General features: G+C 75.7%; 2 protein-coding genes. Both read left to right on the plus strand.

Translation table 11 applies throughout. The features are described 5' to 3' along the window. The first annotated feature begins 80 nt into the window (after nucleotides 1–80). Nucleotides 81–13,535, plus strand: a complete 13,455-nt coding sequence (locus AB0M46_RS19205) for a type I polyketide synthase (protein WP_363337677.1) — start codon at nucleotides 81–83, stop codon at nucleotides 13,533–13,535. Then, nucleotides 13,528–21,498: an SDR family NAD(P)-dependent oxidoreductase gene (locus tag AB0M46_RS19210; protein ID WP_363337679.1), complete on the plus strand. Its 7,971-nt coding sequence runs from the start codon at nucleotides 13,528–13,530 to the stop codon at nucleotides 21,496–21,498. The genes AB0M46_RS19205 and AB0M46_RS19210 overlap by 8 nt, the downstream gene beginning before the upstream one ends. Nucleotides 21,499–21,518 lie beyond the last annotated feature (20 nt).

The raw sequence follows: 21,518 nt of genomic DNA on the forward strand, positions 1-21,518 counted from the left end.
AAACGAGTCGTTACTGCCTCGTTACTACGCGCTGGGAGCCGCCGGGAAGGCTGGCTGCGACGTCGCGCGGAAGGCAGGCAATGAAGGAGATCGCCATCATCGGCATGTCGTGCCGGTTGCCCGGAGCCCCGGACCCGGACGCATTCTGGACGCTGCTGCGCGAGGGCGCCAGCGGGCTGCAGACCGGCCCGGACGGCACCCGTGGCGGCCGGCTCACCGGCGCGGCCGACTTCGACGCCGCGTTCTTCGGCATCTCCCCGCGCGAGGCCGCCTCGATGGACCCGCAGCAGCGCCTCGTGCTGGAGCTGGCCTGGGAAGCCCTGGAGGACGCCGGCGCAGACCCGTCGACACTTCGCGGCAGCCGTACCGCGGTGCTCGTCGGCGCGCTGCGCGACGACTACGCCCACCTCGCCTACCAGCATGGAGCCGAGGCCATCACCCAGCACTCGATGACCGGCCTGAGCCGCGGCGTCATCGCCAACCGCGTCTCCTACTTCCTCGACCTGCGAGGCCCGAGCGCCACCGTCGACGCCGGACAGGCCTCGTCGCTCGTCGCGGTGCACCTGGCCTGCGAGAGCCTGCGCGGCGGCGAGTCCGTCATGGCGCTCGCCGGCGGCGTCAGCATCGGCCTGCTGCCCGAGCGTGACCTGACCGCCCGCCGGTTCGGCGCGCTGTCCCCGGACGGCGAGAGCTACGCCTTCGACATCCGTGCCAACGGCTACGCCCCCGGCGAGGGCGGCGCCGTCGTCGCACTCAAACCGCTCGACCGCGCCCTCGCCGACGCAGACCGTATCCTCGGCGTCATCCGTGCCTCGGCCGTCAACCACGGCGGCGCCGCGCCCGCACTGACCGTGCCCAGCGCGAGCGCGCAGGAGGAGGTGCTGCGGGAGTCGTACCGCCGAGCCGGCGTCGACCCGCACGACGTCCAGTACGTCGAGGCGCACGGCACCGGCACCCCGGTCGGCGACCCGATCGAGGCCGCGGCCCTCGGCGCGGTCCTCGGCGCCGGGCGCGTGCCGGGCGACGCGCTGCGCATCGGCTCGGCGAAGACGAACGTCGGCCACCTGGAGGCCGCGGCCGGTGTCACCGGCCTCGTCAAGGTGCTGCTCGCCCTGCGCCATCGGCAGTTGCCGCCGAGCCGCAACTTCGACCAACCCAACCCGGCGATCCCGTTCCCCGAGCTCGGCCTCGCCGTGCAGCAGCACCTCGGCCCGTGGCCGCGGCCGCAGCGGCCGCTCGTGGCCGGGGTGAGCGCGTTCGGCATGGGCGGCGTGAACTGCCACGTCGTTGTTGCCGAGGCCCCGCCGCACGCCACCGCCGCGCCGGCACCCTCCCCGGACGGTCCCGCCGTGCCGCTGGTGCCGTGGGCGGTGAGCGCGCAGGGTCCGGACGCCCTCGCCGCGCAGGCCCATCGGCTGCGCCCACTCGCCAACCCGGTCGCCGCCCCGGACACCGCTTCGGAGCCGGGCGGGCAGGAAGCCGGGGCGGACGTGGTGGCGGTCGGATGGTCGCTCGCGTCCGGGCGTGCCGCGCTACCGCACCGCGCCGTCGCCATCGGCGACCACCCCGGCGAGCTGGCCACCCAGCTCGACGCGCTCGCCGCCGGCCGGCCCGCCCCGGGCCTCGTGACCGGCGGGCCCACGCCCGGCGACCTCGCCGTCGTGTTCACCGGGCAGGGTAGCCAGCGCGCAGGCATGGGCCTCGGCCTGGCCGCCGCCGTCCCCGTGTTCGCCCGCGCCTTCGACGAGGTGCGCGCCCACCTCGACCCGCACCTGCCCCGCCCACTCGCCGACGTCATCGCCACCGGCGACGGCCTCGACGAGACCGGATACACCCAGCCGGCGCTGTTCGCGGTCGAGGTCGCCCTGTTCCGCCTGGCCGAGGCGTGGGGCGTGCGCCCCGCCGCGCTCGCCGGGCACTCCATCGGCGAGCTTGCCGCCGCCCACGTCGCCGGTGTGCTGTCCCTGCCCGACGCCGCCGCCGTCGTCGCCGCCCGGGGGCGGCTCATGCAGGCCCTCCCGCCGGGCGGGGCGATGCTTGCGGTGGAGGCCGCCGAGGACGAGGTGGCCCCACTGCTGGCCCCGCACGCCGGCCGCGCCGCGCTCGCCGCCGTCAACGGACCCGCCGCGGTCGTCGTCTCCGGTGCCGTGGAGGCGGTCGAGGCGGTCGGCGCCGCGCTCGCCGCCCGCGGCCGCCGCACCCACCGTCTCGCCGTCTCGCACGCCTTCCACTCGCCGCTGATGGAGCCGATGCTCGACGACTTCCGCACCGTCATGGGCGGCCTGCGGCTGCACCCGCCGCAGATCCCGATCGTATCGACGGTGACCGGGCGGCGGCTCACCGACGCCGAGGCCACCGATCCGGAGTACTGGGTGCAGCAGGTCCGCCAGCCGGTGCGCTTCCTCGACGCGGTATACGCGCTGCGGTCGGGCGCCGCGACCACCTACCTGGAACTCGGCCCGGACGGCGTCTGCTCCGCCCAGATCGGCGCCGCGCTGATCGGCGACGCGGACGTCGCGGCGGTACCGTCGCTGCGGAAGGGACGCGACGAGGCACGCACCGTCGTCGAGGCACTCGCCCGAGTCTTTGTCCGCGGGGCGGCCGGCGTCGACTGGGCCGCCCTCTACACCGGCCGCGAGACCCACCGGGTCGTCCTGCCCACGTATCCGTTCCAGCGCAGCCGCCACTGGTTCACCGAAGCGCCGGTACCGCCGGCGCCGGCCGGTGCGGTGTCCGATCCCGCCGCCCCCGCACCGTCCACGACACGGGCCACTGTGGACGCTCCGGCCGGCGGGCCGTTCGCCGGGCTCACCGGCGAGTCGCTGCGGCGTGCGCTCGCCGGTGCCGTCGAGGGCCACGTCGCCGCGGTGCTCGGCGCCGCGCCGGGGCAGCGGATCGGTCTGGACACCCGCTTCCGGGATCTCGGATTCGACTCACTCATGGCGGTCGAGCTGGCCGACGCCCTCGCCACGGCGACCGGGCTGCGGCTGCCGGGCGGGCTGCTCTACGACCGGCCAACCCCGCGGGCCCTCGCCGATCACCTCGCCGAACGGATCGCGGGCTCTGGCGCCGTTGGCGCCGCCGCGCCGGCCGCGGCTGCGTTGACCGGCGAGCCGATCGCGGTCATCGGGATGGCGTGCCGCCTCCCGGGCGGCGTCGAGTCCCCGCACGACCTCTGGCGGCTCGTCGCGGACGGCGTCGACGCGATCGGCACGTTCCCCGACGACCGCGGCTGGGACCTGCACCGCCTCCTCGACGGTGCACCGGGGCAACCCGGCGCGTCCGCGACCCGCCACGGCGGGTTCCTGCGCGGCGCCGACCGTTTCGACGCCGGGTTCTTCGGTATCTCGCCGCGCGAGGCCCTGGCCATGGACCCGCAGCAGCGGCTGCTGCTGGAGACCGCGTGGGAGGCCGTCGAGCGGGCCCGGATCGACCCGCGAGCCCTGCGTGGCAGCCGTACCGGCGTGTTCGTCGGCGCCACCGCCCTCGACTACGGCCCCCGCATGCACAGCGCCGGCGTCGATGTCGACGGGCACGTGCTGACCGGCACCACGGCGAGCGTCATGTCCGGGCGCGTCGCGTACACGCTCGGGCTCGAAGGACCCGCCGTCACCGTGGACACGGCGTGCTCGTCGTCGCTGGTCGCGCTGCATCTCGCGGTACGGTCGCTGCGGTCCGGGGAGTCCACCCTGGCGCTGGCGGCCGGCGCGGCGGTGATGTCGACACCCGGCATGTTCGTGGAGTTCTCCCGGCAGGGCGGGCTGGCCGCCGACGGGCGCAGCAAGGCGTTCGCTGCCGCCGCGGACGGCACCTCGTGGGCCGAGGGCGTCGGGGTGCTGGTCCTGGCCCCTCTCGCCGCCGCCCGCCGCGCCGGTCACCCGGTCCTCGCCTTGATCCGCGGTACCGCCGTCAACTCCGACGGCGCCTCCAACGGCCTGACCGCCCCCAACGGGCCGTCCCAGGAGCGGGTGATCCGCGCCGCGCTCGCCGATGCCAGCCTGTCCACTGTGGACGTCGATGTGGTCGAGGCGCACGGCACCGGCACCGCCCTCGGCGACCCGATCGAGGCCGGTGCGCTGCTGGCCACGTACGGCCGGGACCGTGACGGCGCCGCGCCGCTGCTGATCGGCTCGCTGAAGTCGAACATCGGCCACACGCAGGCCGCCGCGGGCGTTGCCGGGGTCATCAAGATGGTCGAGGCGATGCGCCATGGCGTGCTGCCCCGGACGCTGCACGTCGACGCGCCGACGCCGCACGTGGACTGGTCCGCGGGCGCCATGCAGCTGCTGACGGCAGAGCGGTCGTGGCCGGCGACCGGACACCCGCGCCGTGCCGGGGTGTCGTCGTTCGGCATCAGCGGTACCAACGCGCACATCGTCCTCGAACAGGGCGACCCAGCGCAGCCGGGCGTTGAAGCCACCCGTGCCGGCGGCGGCGGGTCCGGTGGCGAAGCCGCAGCCGATGGTGAAAGCCGGGGCGGCGGGGAATCGACCAGCGGGGCAGACGGCCGCACCGGGCCGGACGACGCGATCCCGGTGGCGTGGGCGGTGTCGGGCCGCGACGCCGACGCGCTTGCCGCGCAGGCGGCCCGGCTGCGCGACCACCTCGCCAGCGCCGCGGAAGTCGATCCGGCGGCGGTCGCCCGGTCACTCTCCGAGACCCGCGCCGCGTTCGACGAGCGGGCCGCCGTCGTCGGCGCCGACGCGCCCGCGCTGCTCGCCGGCCTCGACGCGATCGCGCGCGGCGACATGGCGCCCGGCGTCGTGCGGGGCAGCGCCGCCCGGGCCGGGCACACCGCACTGCTGTTCACCGGACAGGGCGCCCAGCGCACCGGGATGGGCCGCGAGCTGTACGCCGCGTCGCCGGTGTTCGCCGCCGCGTTCGACGAGGTGTGCGCCGCGTTCGGCCCGCACCTGGACCGGCCCCTGCGCGAGGTGATCTTCGGCGGGGACGCCGTGCTGCACGAGACCGCGTACACCCAGCCGGCCCTGTTCGCTGTCGAGGTCGCCGTGGCCCGGCTCCTGGAACAGCATGGCCTGCTGCCCGACCTGGTAGCCGGGCACTCGATCGGTGAGCTGGCCGCCGCGCACGTCGCCGGGGTCTGGTCGCTCGACGACGCGGCCCGCCTCGTCGCGGCTCGCGGGCACGCCATGCAGGCCGCCCGGCGCGGCGGCGCGATGCTCGCCGTGGAGGCCACCGAGGAGGAGGTCACCGCCGACCTCGCCGACCAGGCCGCAGGCGTAGCGGTCGACGTCGCCGCGGTCAACGGGCCGCGGGCCGTGGTCCTTTCCGGTGACGCCGAGGCCGTTGACGCCGCCGCGCGGCGGTGGGCGGCCCGGGACAGGCGGGTCCGCCCGCTGCGAGTCAGTCACGCCTTCCACTCGGCGCATATGACGACGGCGCTCGACGAGTTCCGCGCGGTGGCCGAGCTGGTCGCCTACCACGCGCCGCGCGTGCCGCTGGTCTCCACCGTCACCGGCCGGCCCGCCACCACCGAGGAACTGACCTCGCCCGAGTACTGGACGCAGCAGATCCGCGCCACCGTCCGCTTCGCCGACGCGGTACGCGGGCTGCGGGCCGCGGGGGCGGACCTGTTCGTCGAGGCCGGGCCGGACGCCGTGCTCACCGCGCTTGTCGCCGACTGCCTGCCCGACGATCCGGTCACCGCCGTGGCCGTCCTGCGCCGCGACCGGCCCGAGCCCGCCGCGTACGTCGAGGGCGTCGCGCAGTGCTGGGCCGCCAGGGCGCAGATCGGCACCGGCCCGCTCGCGCCGGGCGCCGGGATCGTCGACCTGCCCACGTACGCGTTCCAGCGCGAGCGGTACTGGCTCGCGCCCGACGCCGGCTGGGACCCGTTGCACGTCGGTCTGGAACCTGCTGGCCACCCGCTGCTCGGCGCCGCCGTCGCCGTCGCCGGCCGGGACGAGACCGTCCTGGTGGCGCGGCTGGCACCGGGGGAGCACGGGTGGCTCGCCGACCATGTCGTCGGCGGGGCAGCGCTGCTGCCGGCCGCCGCGTTCCTCGAACTGGCCGCCGCGGCGGGGGCGCGCTGCGCGGCACCGGTCGTCGACGAACTCACCATCGAGGAGCCACTGCCGCTGAGGCCGATGCGCCTGCAGCTGGTGGTCGCGGCGCCGGACGTCAGCGGGGGCCGTGCCCTCACGATCCACGCGGCGCCCGAGCCCGCCGAGGGCGATACCGGCTGGACCCGGCACGCCTCCGGTCGCCTCACCCCGGCGCCGTCGAGCCCCGAGCCGGTGTCCGCCCCCGACGGGGCGGCGGGCGGTCACTGGCCGCCGGCCGGCGCCACGCCCGAGCCGGTCGACGACGCATACGAGCGGCTTGCCGCGCTGGGCTACGAGTACGGGCCCGCGTTCCGCGGCATGCGAGCGCTGTGGCGCCACGGCGCCGACCTGTACGCCGAGGCCGGGCTTCCGGACGCCGTGCGTGGCGAGGCCGGCCGCTACGGCCTGCACCCGGCGCTGCTCGACGCCGCGCTCCACGCGGTCGTGCTCGACACCGCCACCGACGGGCGGGTCCACCTGCCGTTCGCCTGGACCGGGGTCGAGCTGCACACCGAAGGCGCCGCCGACATCCGCGTCCGCGTCATGGCACCGCCGGACGGCCCGCGGACCCTCGTGCTCACCGACCTCTCCGGCGCCCCCGTCGCCACCGTCCGGGGCCTCACCATGCGTCCCGCCGCCGCACCCGGCGCCCGCCTGCACGTCCTGGACTGGCCGGGTATCGCCCCGCCGGCTGCTCGCCCGGACGGCGACGGCGTCACCGTCATCCGCGCCGGGGCGAGCACCGGCGACCCGGAGGCCGTACGCCACGAGACGCTGAGCGTGCTGCGCCTCGTCCAGCAGCGGCTCGCCGCCGACGACGGGGCGCGGCTCGCCGTCCTCACCCGCAACGCCGTCGCCACCGGACCCGGCGAAGACGTTACCGACCTCGCCGGCGCCGCGGTGTGGGGCCTGCTGCGGGTCGTGCACACCGAACACCCGGGCCGGATCACCATCATCGACGTCGATGTCGACACCGATGCCGGCGACCGGTCGGTGCGCGACGCCTTGGCGGCCGGCGAGCCGCAGGTCGCCGTCCGCGGCGGGCGGCTGCACGTGCCCCGGCTCGCACCGGCCCCGGCCGCCGGCGATGGCCCCGCACCTGCGTGGGACGCCGGAACCGTCCTGGTCACCGGCGCCACCGGCGCCCTGGGCAGCCTCATCGCCCAGCACCTCGTACACCGCCACGGCGCCCGGGACCTGCTCCTGCTCAGCCGCCGCGGCGAGCACGCCGACGGCGCCGCGCCGCTGCGCGACGACCTCGAAGCGGCCGGGGCCCGGGTGACGTTCGCGGCGTGCGACGCCGGCGACCGCGACGCCCTCGCCGCGGTCCTCGCCGGTATCCCGGCGCAGCGCCCGTTGATCGCCGTGGTGCACACCGCCGGGGTCCTCGCGGACGCCGTCGTCGACACCCTCGACGCCGAACGGCTCGGCGCTGCGCTGCGCCCGAAGGCCGATGCCGCCTGGCACCTGCACGAGCTCACCGCCGGCCTCGACCTGGCCGCGTTCGTGCTGTTCTCGTCGGTGTCGGGGCTGGTCGGCACCGCCGGCCAGGCCGGTTACGCCGCCGCCAACGCCTACCTCGACGCCCTCGCCGCCCACCGCCGCGCCCGCGGCCTGCCGGCCGTGTCGCTCGCGTGGGGCCTGTGGGACGGGGCCGGCATGGGCGCCTCGCTCGGCGCCGCGGACGTCGAGCGCTGGCGGCGCGCCGGGATCGCCGCGCTCGCCCCGGCCGAAGGGCTGGCGCTGTTCGACGCCGCACTCGCCCGCCCCGGCGACCCGCTGCTCGTCCCGGTCCGGCTCATCGGTTCCCGAGCCGAGGACCGGCCGGTGATCCTGCGCGGCCGCACCCACCGCCCGGCGGCCGGCCCCGGCACAGGCGCAGGCGGCGGCCTCGCCCGCCGCATCGCCGGACTGTCCGAAGAGGACGGCCGGCAGCTCGTGCTGGACCTCGTCCGCGACACCGCCGCCGCCGTCCTCGGCCACCCGCCGGCCCGCGTCAACCCCGAGCACGCGCTGCGCGACCTCGGCCTCGACTCCCTCGGCAGCGTCGAGTTGCGCAACCGCCTCGGCGTGGCCAGCGGGATCAGGCTGCCCACCACGGTCGTGTTCGACCACCCGTCGGCTGCCGCGCTGGCCGCGTTTCTGCTGCGCCGCCTGACCGGCGAACGGCCCGCGCAGGCCACGGTGGTGGAGGCGCCGCGGCCGTCCGCCGAGCCGATCGCGATTGTGGGTATGTCGTGCCGGTATCCGGGTGGTGTCCGTGCGCCGGAGGATTTGTGGCGGCTGGTCGCTGACGGTGTTGATGCGATTGGTGAGTTTCCGGGTAACCGTGGTTGGGATCTGTCCGCTCTCTACGATCCCGATCCGGAGCATTTGGGTACGTCGTATACGCGGCACGGTGGGTTTCTGTATGACGCGGATCTGTTTGATGCCGGGTTTTTTGGGATGTCGCCGCGGGAGGCTGCTGCTACGGATCCGCAGCAGCGGTTGCTGTTGGAGACGGCGTGGGAGTTGTTCGAGGATGCTGGCATCGATCCGCAGGCGTTGCGTGGCAGCCGTACCGGGGTGTTCGCGGGCGTCATGTACGACGACTACGCCGCGCACCGCGCCGCCGCCCCCGCCGAGCTGGAGGGGTTCCTGCTCACCGGCAACCTCGCCAGCGTCGCCTCGGGCCGCGTCGCGTACACGTTCGGGCTCGAGGGACCTGCCGTCACCGTCGACACCGCCTGCTCGTCTTCGCTGGTCGCGCTGCACCTGGCCGCGAACGCCCTGCGGGAGGGTGAGTGCGAGTTGGCACTCGCCGGTGGGGTGACGGTCATGGCTGGTCCCGGCACCTTTGTGGAGTTTTCCCGTCAGCGTGGGCTGTCGGTCGATGGTCGGTGTCGTTCGTTCGGTGCGGGTGCGGATGGTACGGGCTGGGGTGAGGGTGTCGGCTGGCTGTTGGTGGAGCGGTTGTCGACGGCGATCGAGCGTGGGCATCGGGTTTTGGCTGTGCTTCGTGGTAGTGCGGTGAATTCTGATGGTGCGTCGAATGGTTTGACGGCGCCGAGTGGTCCGGCGCAGGTGCGGGTGATGCGGCAGGCGTTGGCGGCCGGTGGGCTGATGGCGTCCGATGTGGATGTTGTGGAGGGGCATGGGACTGGTACTCGGTTGGGTGATCCGATCGAGGTCCAGGCGTTGATGGAGGTGTATGGGTCGGCTGGGGTGTGGCTGGGTTCGTTGAAGTCGAACATCGGTCACGCGCAGGCGGCTGCGGGTGTGGGCGGGGTTATCAAGATGGTGCAGGCGATGCGCCACGGTGTGATGCCCCGGACCCTGCATGCGGAGGAGCCGTCGCCGCACGTGGAGTGGGATGCCGGCGGGGTCCGTCTGCTGCATCAGCAGCAGCCGTGGCCGGTTCAGGACCGGCCGCGCCGCGCTGCGGTGTCGTCGTTCGGCATCAGCGGCACCAACGCCCACGTGATCATCGAGGAACCCGCCGCGGCGGCAGCCGCGCCGCCCACCGACGGAGTCCCACCGCTGCCCGTCGAGGCGTGGGTGCTGTCCGCGCGGGCCGAGCACGCCCTGCCGGAGCAGGCCCGCCGGCTGTACGACCACCTGACCGCAAACCCGCGGTTGCGCACCGGCGACGTCGGGCACGCCCTCGCGACCACCCGGACCGCCATGCCGCACCGGGCCGCTGTCCTCGGCGCCGGCCGCGCCCAGCTGCTCGACGGGCTCGCCGCGCTCGCCGCCGGCCAGGACGCGCCCGGCGTGCTGCGCGGGGAGAATACCGGCGGGCGGACCGCGCTGCTGTTCACCGGCCAGGGAAGCCAGCGTGCGGGCATGGGCCGTGAGCTGTACGCGGCGAGCCCCGTCTTCGCCGCTGCCCTCGACGCCGTCTGCGCGCACCTGGATCCCGGCCTGCCGCGGCCGCTGCGCACCGTGATGTTCGCCGAGCCGGACACCGCGGACGCGGCGCTGCTCGACCAGACCAGGTACACACAGGCGGCGCTCTTCGCGATCGAGGTCGCCCTGTTCCGGCTCGCCGAGGCCTACGGCATCCGGCCCGACGTGCTGCTCGGCCACTCCATCGGCGAGGTCGCCGCGGCGCACGCCGCGGGCGTGTGGGATCTGGCCGACGCGTGCGCCGTCGTCGCCGCCCGCGGCCGGCTCATGCAGGCCGCGCGTGAGGGCGGCGCGATGGCCGCCGTGCAGGCCGCCGAGGACGAGGTCCGCGCGACGCTGCCGCCCACCGGCGAGGCCGTTGTCGCCGCCGTCAACGGCCCCACCGCGACCGTCGTCGCCGGGGACGCCGACGCCGTCGACGCGATCGCCGCCGCCTGGCGGGCCCGCGGCCGGAAGGTCCGCCGACTGCCGGTCAGCCATGCCTTCCACTCCCCGCACATGGACGGCGTCCTCGACGAGTTCTGCGCCGCCATCGACGGTGTCACGTTCCGCGAGCCGCGCATCCCGATCGTCTCCAACCTCACCGGTGCGGTCGCCAGCCCGGCCGAGCTGGGTACACCCGACTACTGGGCCCGCCACATCCGCGGTACCGTCCGCTTCCACGACGGCCTTCGCGCCCTCGACGACCTCGGCGTGCGCCGCTGCCTCGAACTCGGCCCCGACGGCGTGCTCACCGCGCTCGCCGCCGAGACCCTGCCCGGCGCCACGCTCGCCCCGCTGCTGCGCGCCGGCCAGCCTGAGCCGCGCACCGCCGCCGCCGGGTTCGCCGCCATGCGCGTGGCCGGGGCCGGTCTCGACCCGGCCGCGGTGTACCCGGGCTCGGGCCGCGTGGACCTGCCCACCTACGCGTTTCAGCGCCGCCGGTACTGGCTGCCCGCGCCCGCACCGGCCGCCGGCGGGCCGGACCATCCGCTGCTCGACGCCGCGGTGCCGCTCGCCGGCCGTGACGGGCTCGTGCTCACCGGTACCGTGTCCCTCGAACGGCAGCCGTGGCTCGCCGGGCATGCGTTGCGGGGCAACGTCGTGTTCCCCGGCACTGCGGTGCTCGACCTGCTGCTGCGCGCGGGCGAGGAGGCCGGCTGTCCGGTCGTCGCCGACGCGTCGCTGACCGTACCGCTGGTCGTGCCGGCCCGCGGCCGCGTCGAGTTGCAGCTGAGCGTCGGCGCGCCCGGCCCGGACGGCGCGCGCCCGGTCGAGATGCACGCCCGGGTCGGCGCGGACGAGCCGTGGACGTCACACGCCACGGGTACGCTCGCCGCCACCGCCGAGCCCGGCCCGCAGGCGCCGGACCCGGCGTGGCCACCGGCGGGGGCCGCCGAGGTATCGCTTGATGGCGCCTACGACCGGCTCGCCAGCCTGGGCTACGGCTACACCGACGGGTTCCGCGGGCTGCGGCGGGTCTGGCGCGATGCGGACGTCATCTACGCCGAGGTGGTACTCGACGAGGCCGACGAGGCCGGCCGGTTCGCCGTGCACCCGGCGCTGCTCGACGCCGCCCTGCACCCGCTGCTGCCCGGCGTCGCCGGTGACGGACCGGCCGTGGTGCCCTTCGGCTTCGCCGGGGCGCGGATGCACGCGGCCGGAGCCGCCGCGTTGCGGGTACGCCTCGCCCGTACCGGCGCCGACACCGTCACCCTGACCGCCACCGACGCCGCCGGCGCGCCCGTCATCGAGATCGGGACGCTGACGCTGCGGCCGCTCACCGCAGCAGCTACCCTGCCGGGGCTGCTGCGGCCCGGCTGGACCCCCATCCCCGCGCCGGAACCGGGCGCAGAGACGCCGCTGTGGACACTCGTCGACCCGGGCGGGCAGCTGCCGGAGGACCCGCCGCCCGTCGTCGTCGCGCCTGTCGCGGGCGACGCCGCCGACCCGGCCGCGGCGATCCACGCGGCCCTCGCGCTGGTACGCACGTGGCTCGCCGACGAGCGGTACGCCGGCTCGCGGCTGGTCGTCGTCACCCGCGACGCGGCCGCGCCGGAACTTGCCGGCGTGTGGGGACTGGTGCGCTCCGCACAGACCGAGCACCCCGGCCGGATCGTGCTGCTGGAGGCCGAGTCCGCCGACGCCGGCACCGTCCGCGCCGCGCTTGCCGCCGGCGAGCCGCAACTGGCGATCCGCGGGGGAGCGCTGTTCGTGCCGCGGCTCACCCGCGACCCCGCGCCCGAGGCCACCGCGGCCAACGTCGCCGAGCCGCGCTGGGATGCCGGTACCGTCCTCGTCACCGGGGCGACCGGGACGCTCGGCGCGGTTCTCGCCCGGCACCTCGTGTACCGCCACGGCACCCGCGACCTGCTGCTGCTCAGCCGCCGCGGCGAGGACGCGCCCGGGGCCGCTGAACTGCGCGCCGAGCTCGAAGGCACCGGAGCCCGGGTGACGTTCGCCGCCTGCGACGCCGCCGACCGCGCGGCCCTCGCCGCCGTCCTCGCCGCCGTGCCCGCCGAACGCCCGCTGCGGGCCGTCGTCCACGCCGCCGGAATCACCGACGACGGCGTCGTCACCGCCCTGACCGGCGAGCGGCTCGACCGAGTCCTGCGGCCAAAGCTCCACGCCGCGCGCAACCTGCACGAGCTGACCGCCGACACCGACCTCACCGCGTTCGTGCTCTACTCGTCCGTCGCCGGGCTGCTCGGCACCGCCGGGCAGTCCGGTTACGCCGCCGCCAACGCCTACCTCGATGCCCTCGCCGCGCACCGCCGCGCCGCCGGGCTGCCTGCAACATCCCTGGCCTGGGGGCTGTGGGACGAGGCAAGCGAGCTGTCCGGCCGGCTCGGCGCCGCCGACCGCGCCCGGCTGGCCCGCCTCGGCCTGCTGCCGCTGGCCGCCGGCGAGGCGATGGAGCTGTTCGACGCCGCCCTCGTCGGGGCCGCCCCGGTGTACGCGCTCACCGGCGTCGACGTCGCCGCGCTGCGCGGTACCGAGCCGCCGCCACTGCTGCGCGGGCTCGTCCCCGTGCGCGCCCCGCGCCGCGCGGCGACCGTCGTGGACCCGCCGGCAGCGCCCGACCTGCGACGGCTGCCCGCGCCCGAGCGCCGCCGGGTCCTCGCCGGCCTCGCCCGCCGCCACACCGCCGCGGTGCTCGGCCACGCCGACCCCGCCGAGCTCGACGACGACCGCGCGCTGCAGGAGCTCGGGCTGGACTCGCTCACCGCCGTGGAGCTGCGCAACCGGCTCGGCACCGCCGTCGGCGAGCGGCTGCCCGCCACCGTCATCTTCGACCACCCCAGCGTCGGCGCCCTCGTCGCGTACCTCACCGAACTGCTCGAACCGGACCTCGGCGCGGCACTGCTCGCCGACGTCGACCGGCTCGCCGACGCGCTGCGGGCCGCGGTCGACGCCGACGCCGTCCCGCACGCCCGCGCCGGCATCGCCGAGCGGCTGCGGAAGCTCGCGCGGCTCGCCGAGCCCCCGACCGAGCCGGCCGCGGCCGCCGGCGAACTGGACGACCTGGACCTGGCCAGCGACGAGGATCTGTTCGCCCTCGTCGACGACCGCACCGAATCCGGAGAGAGAACACGTGGCTGACGAGGACAAGCTCCGCGAGTACCTGAAGCGGGCCATCGCCGACGCGCGCGACGCCCGGCGGCGGCTGCACGACGTCGAGGAGCGCGACCGCGAGCCGATCGCGATTGTGGGTATGTCGTGCCGGTATCCGGGTGGTGTCCGTGCGCCGGAGGACTTGTGGCGGCTCGTGGCTGATGGTGTCGACGCGATCGGTGAGTTTCCGGGTAACCGTGGCTGGGATCTGTCCGCTCTTTACGATCCTGACCCGGAGCATTTGGGTACGTCGTACACGCGGCATGGTGGGTTCTTGTATGACGCGGATCTGTTTGATGCCGGGTTTTTCGGGATGTCGCCGCGGGAGGCTGCTGCGACGGATCCGCAGCAGCGGTTGCTGTTGGAGACGGCGTGGGAGCTGTTCGAGGACGCTGGCATCGATCCGCAGGCGTTGCGTGGCAGCCGTACCGGGGTGTTCGCGGGCGTCATGTACAACGACTACGGCTCCCGGCCCGCCTTGCCGCCCGACGGCTTCGAGGGCTACCTGTTCAGCGGTTCCGCCGGCAGCATCGCCTCCGGCCGGCTCGCCTACGTGTTCGGCTTCGAGGGACCCGCCGTCAGCGTCGACACCGCCTGCTCCTCGTCGCTGGTCGCGTTGCACCTCGCCGCCACGGCCCTGCGCCGCGGCGAGTGCGACCTTGCCCTGGCCGGTGGCGTCGCCGTCATGTCCACGCCGGTCCCGTTCATCGAATTCTCCCGGCTGCGCGGCCTGTCGGTCGACGGTCGGTGTCGTTCGTTCGGTGCGGGTGCGGATGGTACGGGCTGGGGTGAGGGTGTCGGCTGGCTGCTGGTGGAGCGGTTGTCGACGGCGGTTGAGCGTGGGCATCGGGTTTTGGCGGTGCTTCGTGGTAGTGCGGTGAATTCTGATGGTGCGTCGAATGGTTTGACGGCGCCGAGTGGTCCGGCGCAGGTGCGGGTGATCCGGCAGGCGTTGGCGGCCGGTGGGTTGGTGGCGTCCGATGTGGATGTTGTGGAGGGGCACGGGACTGGTACTCGGTTGGGTGATCCGATCGAGGTTCAGGCGTTGATGGAGGTGTACGGGTCGGCTGGTGTGTGGCTGGGTTCGTTGAAGTCGAATATCGGTCATGCGCAGGCGGCTGCGGGTGTGGGCGGGGTGATCAAGATGGTGCAGGCGATGCGCCACGGTGTGATGCCCCGCACTCTGCACGCTGAGGAGCCTTCGCCGCACGTGGACTGGGACGCCGGCGGGGTCCGTCTGCTGCATCAGCAGCGGCCGTGGCCGGTTCAGGACCGGCCGCGCCGCGCGGCGGTGTCGTCGTTCGGGTTCGGCGGCACCAACGCCCACGTGATCCTGGAAGAGGCCGGCGCCCCCGCCGAAGCGCGGGAAGAGGCCGCCGCGCCGGCGCCGGTCGTCGCGTGGACGCTATCCGGCCGCGGCCCGGCCGGGCTTGCCGCGCAGGCCGCACGGCTGCGTGGGCACCTCGACGCGCATCCCGCCCTCGAGCCCGCCGCCGTCGGCGCCGCCCTGGCCGCCCGTGCCGCGCTGCCCGACCGTGTCGTGATCACCGGTACCGTCCGAGCCGAACTCCTCGACGGGCTCGCCGCCGTCGCCGAGTGCAGCGCCGCCGCCGCACCCGCGGGCGGCGGGCTCGGGTTCATGTTCACCGGCCAGGGCGCGCAGCGCGCCGGCATGGGCGCCGGCCTGCACGCCGCGTTCCCGGCGTTCGCCGACGCGTTCGACGAGGCCTGCGCCGCCCTCGACCCGCACCTGCCACGCCCGCTCGCCGACGTGATCCGCACCGGCGATGGCCTCGACGGCACCGGGTTCGCCCAGCCGGCCATGTTCGCGTTCGAGGTGGCGCTGTTCCGGCTGCTGGCCGCGTGGGGCGTCACCCCGCAGCTCGTGATCGGCCACTCCATCGGCGAGATCGCGGCGGCCCACGCGGCCGGCGTGCTGTCGCTCGCCGACGCCGCCACGCTCGTCGCCGCCCGTGGCCGGCTCATGCAGGCACTGCCGGACGGTGGGGTCATGGTGGCCGTCACCGCACCCGAGGACGCCGTCGCCGCGCTGATCGAACCCGTTGCGGACCGGGTCGCCATCGCCGCCGTCAACGGGCCCCGCTCCGTCGTCGTGTCCGGCGCCGCCGACGCGGTCGAGTCGGTCGTCTCGCGGCTCGACGCGCCCAGCCGCCCGCTGACCGTGTCCCACGCGTTTCACTCGCCGCTCATGGAGCCGATGCTCGCCGGATTCGCCGCCGAGATCGCTGGGCTGCGGTTCGCCGCGCCGCGCATCGCCGCCGTGTCGACCGTGACCGGCGCCGCCGTCACCGGCGAATGGGCCAGCCCGGCCTACTGGGTCGACCAGGTCCGCCGCCCGGTCCGGTTCGCCGCCGCCGTCGCCGCCGCCGAAGCGGCCACGCTCCTCGAGGTCGGCCCGGCCGCAGTGCTCGCCAGACTCGCCGGCGGCGTGGCGCTGTGCCGGCCGGGCCGCGACGAGCCGGCCACGTTCGTCGCCGGCCTCGCTGAGGTATGGCAGCGGGGCAACCCCGTCGACTGGACCCGCCTGCACCCCTCGGCCACCGGCGACGGGCCGGTCGATCTGCCGCGGTACGCGTTCGACCGGCGCCGCTACTGGCTCGACCCCGACCCGTCTGCTGCCGGCCTCGTGAACGCGGGCCTCACCGCGACCGGGCACCCGCTGCTCAGCGCCGGCGTGCACCGGGCCGGTACCGGCGAGATCATGCTCACCGGCCGGGTCGGCGCCGCCACCCATCCCTGGCTCGCCGACCACACCCTGCACGGCCGCATCGTGCTGCCCGGCACCGCCCTGCTGGAGGCCGCCGTCCGGACCGCCGACGAGATCGGGCACGCCACCGTAGCGGAGCTCACGCTGCTCGCCCCCGTCGTCGTGCCGGACGGCGGGTCCGTGATCCTGCAGGTCGTCGCCGCCGCCCCCGGCTCGGACGGCGGGCGTCGCCTGGACGTGCACGCCCGGCCCGACACGCCCGGCGCTGACTGGACGGCCGCCGCCACCGGCCTGCTCACCGGTGAGCTGGACGCGGGCGGCCCCGGCGGGGCGGGCGCCGCGGAACGCCTCGACGCCTGGCCACCGCCCGGCGCGGCCGAACTGGACGTGACCGACACGTACGACCGGCTTGCCGATCTCGGCTACGGCTACGGGCCCGCGTTCCGTGGGCTACGCCGGGCCTGGCACCGCGACGGCGTCCTCTACGCCGAGGTCGCCCGGGACGAGCCGGGCCGGTACGCCGTGCACCCGGCCCTGCTCGACGCCGCGCTGCACCCGCTGCTGCCCGGCGTGGCCGAGGACGTGCCGGCGCGGATGCCGTTCGCGTTCACCGGCGTCCGCGTCGCCACCGAAGGCGCCACCACCCTGCGGGTCCGGCTGACCCCGGCCGGGCCGGACACCGTGGAACTGCTTGCCGCCGACGAAACCGGCGCCCCGGTCGTCACCTGCGAGCGCGTCGCCCTGCGCCCCCTCGCCGCGGACACCGCCATGACCGGGACCGCGGGCGTCCTGCTGCCGCTGAGGTGGCTCCCGGCAGCCGCGACGGAAGACCGCCCCCGCGGGCCGCGCTGGGTCGAGCTGCCCGGCGACCCGCAGCGGCCTGCCCACACCGCGGTCGCCGCGCTCACCGACGCCCCGGAGGTGCTCGTGGTGCGGCTGGCGGCGCAGGAGCCGGGCGACGGCGGGCTGCCCGGTGCCGTCCACGCCGCCACCCGCGCCGCGCTCGACCTCGTCCAGGCATTCCTCGCCGCGGGCCATCTCGACGCCACCCGCCTCGTCGTGGTCACCCGCGGTGCGGTTGCCGTCCGCCCCGGCGAGCGGCCCGACCTGGCCCAGGCCGCCGTCTGGGGCCTGCTGCGCACCGCCCAGACCGAACACCCGCAGCGCATCACCGTCGTCGACCTCGACGATGCCGCGGAGCCGGCCGACCTCACCCGCGCCGTGCACAGCGGCGAGCCGCAGCTCGCCGTCCGCAACGGGGAACTGGTGGTACCGCGCCTCGGCCACCTCGCGCCATCCGCGCCGGACGCCGGCAGCGCCGGAGCCGTACCGCGGTTCGACGACGGGACCGTGCTCATCACCGGCGGTACCGGCGGCCTCGGCGCCGCGCTCGCCCGCCACCTGGTGCGCCGGCACGGCGCCCGGGACCTGCTCCTGCTCAGCCGGCGCGGTGAGCAGGCCGACGGCGCGGCGTCGCTGCGCGCCGACCTCAAGGCGGACGGGGCGCGGGTGACGTTCGCCGCGTGCGATGCCGCCGACCGCGACGCGCTCGCCGCCGTCCTCGCCGCACACCCGGTCCGGGCCGTCGTCCACACGGCCGGCGTGCTCGACGACGGTGTCCTCACCGCCCTGACCGGTGACCGGCTCGACGGGGTCCTACGTCCCAAGACCGACGCCGCCTGGCATCTGCACGAGCTCACCGAGGGTCGCGACCTGACCGCCTTCGTGCTGTACTCGTCGCTCGCCGGCATCCTCGGCACCGCCGGGCAGGCCGCCTACGCCGCAGCCAACACCTTCCTCGACGCGCTCGCCGCGCACCGCCGCGCCGCCGGCCTGCCCGGCCTGTCCGTCGCCTGGGGCCTCTGGGCGCAGGCGAGCGGCCTCACCGGCCACCTCGCCGGTCAGGACCTCGCCCGCCTGGCCCGGCTCGGCGTCCGGCCGATGCCCACCGACGCGGCGACCGCCCTGCTCGACGCGGCCCTCGCCGGCGACGAGCCCGTGTACGCCGCCGCGGACCTGGACCCCGCCGCGCTCGCCGCCGCCGCCGCGGCATCACTGCCCGCGCCGCTGCGCCGGCTCGCCCCGGCGCCCAAGCGCCGCGCCGCCGCCCGCGCTGGGAACGCCGGGATCGGTGCCGGCCGGGCGGTCGCCCAACGCGCCGTTGACGAGTTCGTGCGCGGGCACGTTGCCGGGGTTCTCGGCTATCCCGACCCGGGCGCCATCGCCGCCGACCGGCCGCTGCAGGAGCTGGGCCTCGATTCCCTCACCGCCGTCGAGCTGCGCAACCGCCTCGGTGACGCCAGCGGGATCAGGCTGCCCACCACGGTCGTGTTCGACCACCCGTCGGTCGCCGCGCTCGCCGCGTTCCTGCGCCGCCGCATGACCGGCGAACGGCCCGCGCAGGCCACGGTGGTGGAGGCGCCGCGGCCGTCCGCCGAGCCGATCGCGATCGTGGGCATGTCGTGCCGGTACCCGGGTGGCGTCCGCACGCCGGAGGACTTGTGGCGGCTCGTCGCCGATGGTGTCGACGCGATCGGCGAGTTCCCCGGCAACCGCGGCTGGGACCTCGACCGGCTGTACCACCCCGACCCCGCCCACCCGGGCACCTCCTACGCCCGCCACGGCGGGTTCCTGTACGACGCGGACCTGTTCGACCCCGACTTCTTCGGCATGTCCCCGAAGGAGGCCCTGGCCACGGATCCGCAGCAGCGGCTGCTGCTGGAGACGGCGTGGGAGCTGTTCGAGGACGCCGGCATCGACCCGCAGGCGTTGCGCGGCAGCCGTACCGGGGTGTTCGCGGGCGTCATGTACGGCGACTACGGCACCCGCCACCACACCGTCCCGTCCGGCGTCGAGGGGTACCTTGCCGGCGGCAGCGCGGGCAGCGTTGCCTCCGGCCGCATCGCCTACGTGTTCGGGCTCGAAGGCCCCGCCGTCACCGTCGACACCGCCTGCTCGTCATCCCTGGTCGCGCTGCATCTCGCCGCGAACGCGCTCCGGCTGGGTGAGTGCGAGCTGGCGCTCGCCGGTGGGGTGACGGTCATGGCCGGGCCCGGCACGTTCGTGGAGTTTTCCCGTCAGCGTGGGCTGTCGGTCGACGGTCGGTGTCGTTCGTTCGGTGCGGGTGCGGATGGTACGGGCTGGGGCGAGGGTGTCGGCTGGTTGCTGGTGGAACGGCTCTCCACGGCGATCGAGCGAGGGCACCGGGTCCTGGCCGTGCTCCGCGGTAGCGCGGTCAACTCAGACGGTGCGTCGAACGGTTTGACGGCGCCGAGTGGTCCGGCGCAGGTGCGGGTGATCCGGCAGGCGTTGGCGGCCGGTGGGCTGATGGCGTCCGATGTGGACGTTGTGGAGGGGCACGGGACTGGTACTCGGTTGGGTGATCCGATCGAGGCCCAGGCGTTGATGGAGGTGTACGGGTCGGCTGGTGTGTGGCTGGGTTCGTTGAAGTCGAACATCGGTCACGCGCAGGCGGCTGCGGGTGTGGGCGGGGTTATCAAGATGGTGCAGGCGATGCGGCACGGTGTGATGCCCCGGACCCTGCACGCTGAGGAGCCGTCGCCGCACGTGGACTGGGACACCGGCGGGCTCCGCCTTCTCACGAGGCAACAGCCATGGCCGGCCCGCGACGGTATGCGCCGGGCCGCGGTGTCCTCGTTCGGCATCAGCGGTACCAACGCCCACGTGGTGCTGGAACAGCCTTCCGCCGCCGAGACGCCCGACGGTCGTCACGATCCGGCATCGGTACCGTGGGTGCTGTCCGCCCGCAGCGCCGACGCCCTCGCCACGCACGTCCGGCGCGTGCACGAGCGCATCAACGCCGATCCGGCGCTCGACCCCGCCGGTGCCGGCCTCGCCCTCGCCACCCGCGCCGCCCTGCCGTACCGCATCGCCGTCACCGGACGGGACCGGGCCACCCTGCTGCGCCGCCTCGCCGCCGTCCCGACCCCGGGCGCCCCCGCGCCGTCGGGCGCCCTCGCCCTGGTCTTCCCCGGTGACGGCGCCCAGCGCCCCGGCATGGGCGCCGGCCTGCGCGCCGCGTTCCCGGCGTTCGCCGAGGCGTTCGACGAGGCCTGCGCCGCCCTTGACCCGCACCTGCCACGCCCCCTCGCGAGAGTGATCGACATTGGTGACAGCCTCGACGAGGCCGGGTTCGCCCAGCCGGCGCTGTTCGCGTTCGGGGTGGCCATGTTCCGGCTCCTGCGGTCCTGGGGCGTCAACCCGGACGTCATGGTCGGGCAGGGCGGCGGCGAGATCGCCGCCGTACTTGCGGCCGGCGCGCTGTCCCTCACCGACGCCGCCGCGCTCGCCGCCGCCCGCGGCCGGCTCGTGCAGGCCATGCCGCCGGGGGAGGACGCAGTCGCCAAGTTTGTTGCCGTGTTCGACCGGCTCCGGTTCACTCCGGAAGCGGAACCGGCGGGGATCCCGGTGGTCTCCGCCGCCACCGGCGACGTGGTCACGGGCGCATGGACCTCGCCGTCGTACTGGGTCGACACGGCCCAGCAGCCCGGGCGCCTCGAGACCACCGCGGCCACCCTCGCCCGCCTCGGCGTCACCGCCGTGGCCGAGGCCGGTCCCGCGCCCCTCCTCGCCGCGCTCGTCGACGGCGTGACGCTGTCCCGCACCGGCCGCGACGAACCGGACGCCGTCGTCGCCGGCCTCGCCGAGCTCTGGCAGCGGGGCGCCGCCGTCGACTGGCCGCGTCTGTTCGCCGGCCACGGCGTGGCGCCGGCCGACCTGCCGCGGTACCCGTTCGCCCGGCACCGGTACTGGCTCAGCGGACCGGCCCTGCCAGCAACCGCGGCGAGCTCCGGCGACCCCGGCACGCCGGAGGACGGCGACGCCGCCCGGGCGCTCGCCGAACGGCTCGCCGGGCTCGACGACGACGGGCGTCGCTCGGTCGTACGGCGGCTCGTCCTCGATCACACCGCCGCCGCCCTCGGCCACCGCGATGTATCCACGGTGGACGGCAACCGGCCGTTCCAAGAAGCCGGCATGGACTCGATGACCGCGGTACAGCTGCGCGACGGGCTCCGGGCGGCCACCGGCCTCGACCTGCCGGCCACGATCGTCTTCGAGCAGCCCAGCCCCGCCGCCCTCACCGAGCACCTGCTGGGCCTTGTGGGTCCGCAGCAGCCGGCCCCGGCCGACCCGATCGCCACCGCCAGCGTCGAAGACCTCTTCGCCCTCATCGACACCGAACTGGGTCGTCGGCCCGGCTGACGAAGGAGACGAGAACCGCG

The sequence above is a fragment of the Dactylosporangium sp. NPDC051485 genome (assembly GCF_040682015.1).
GTDB lineage: Bacteria > Actinomycetota > Actinomycetes > Mycobacteriales > Micromonosporaceae > Dactylosporangium.

Coding starts and splice junctions, on each gene's coding strand:
- AB0M46_RS19205 (WP_363337677.1), top strand. CDS start 81: ATGAAGGAGATCGCCATCATCGGCATGTCGTGCCGGTTGCCCGGAGCC.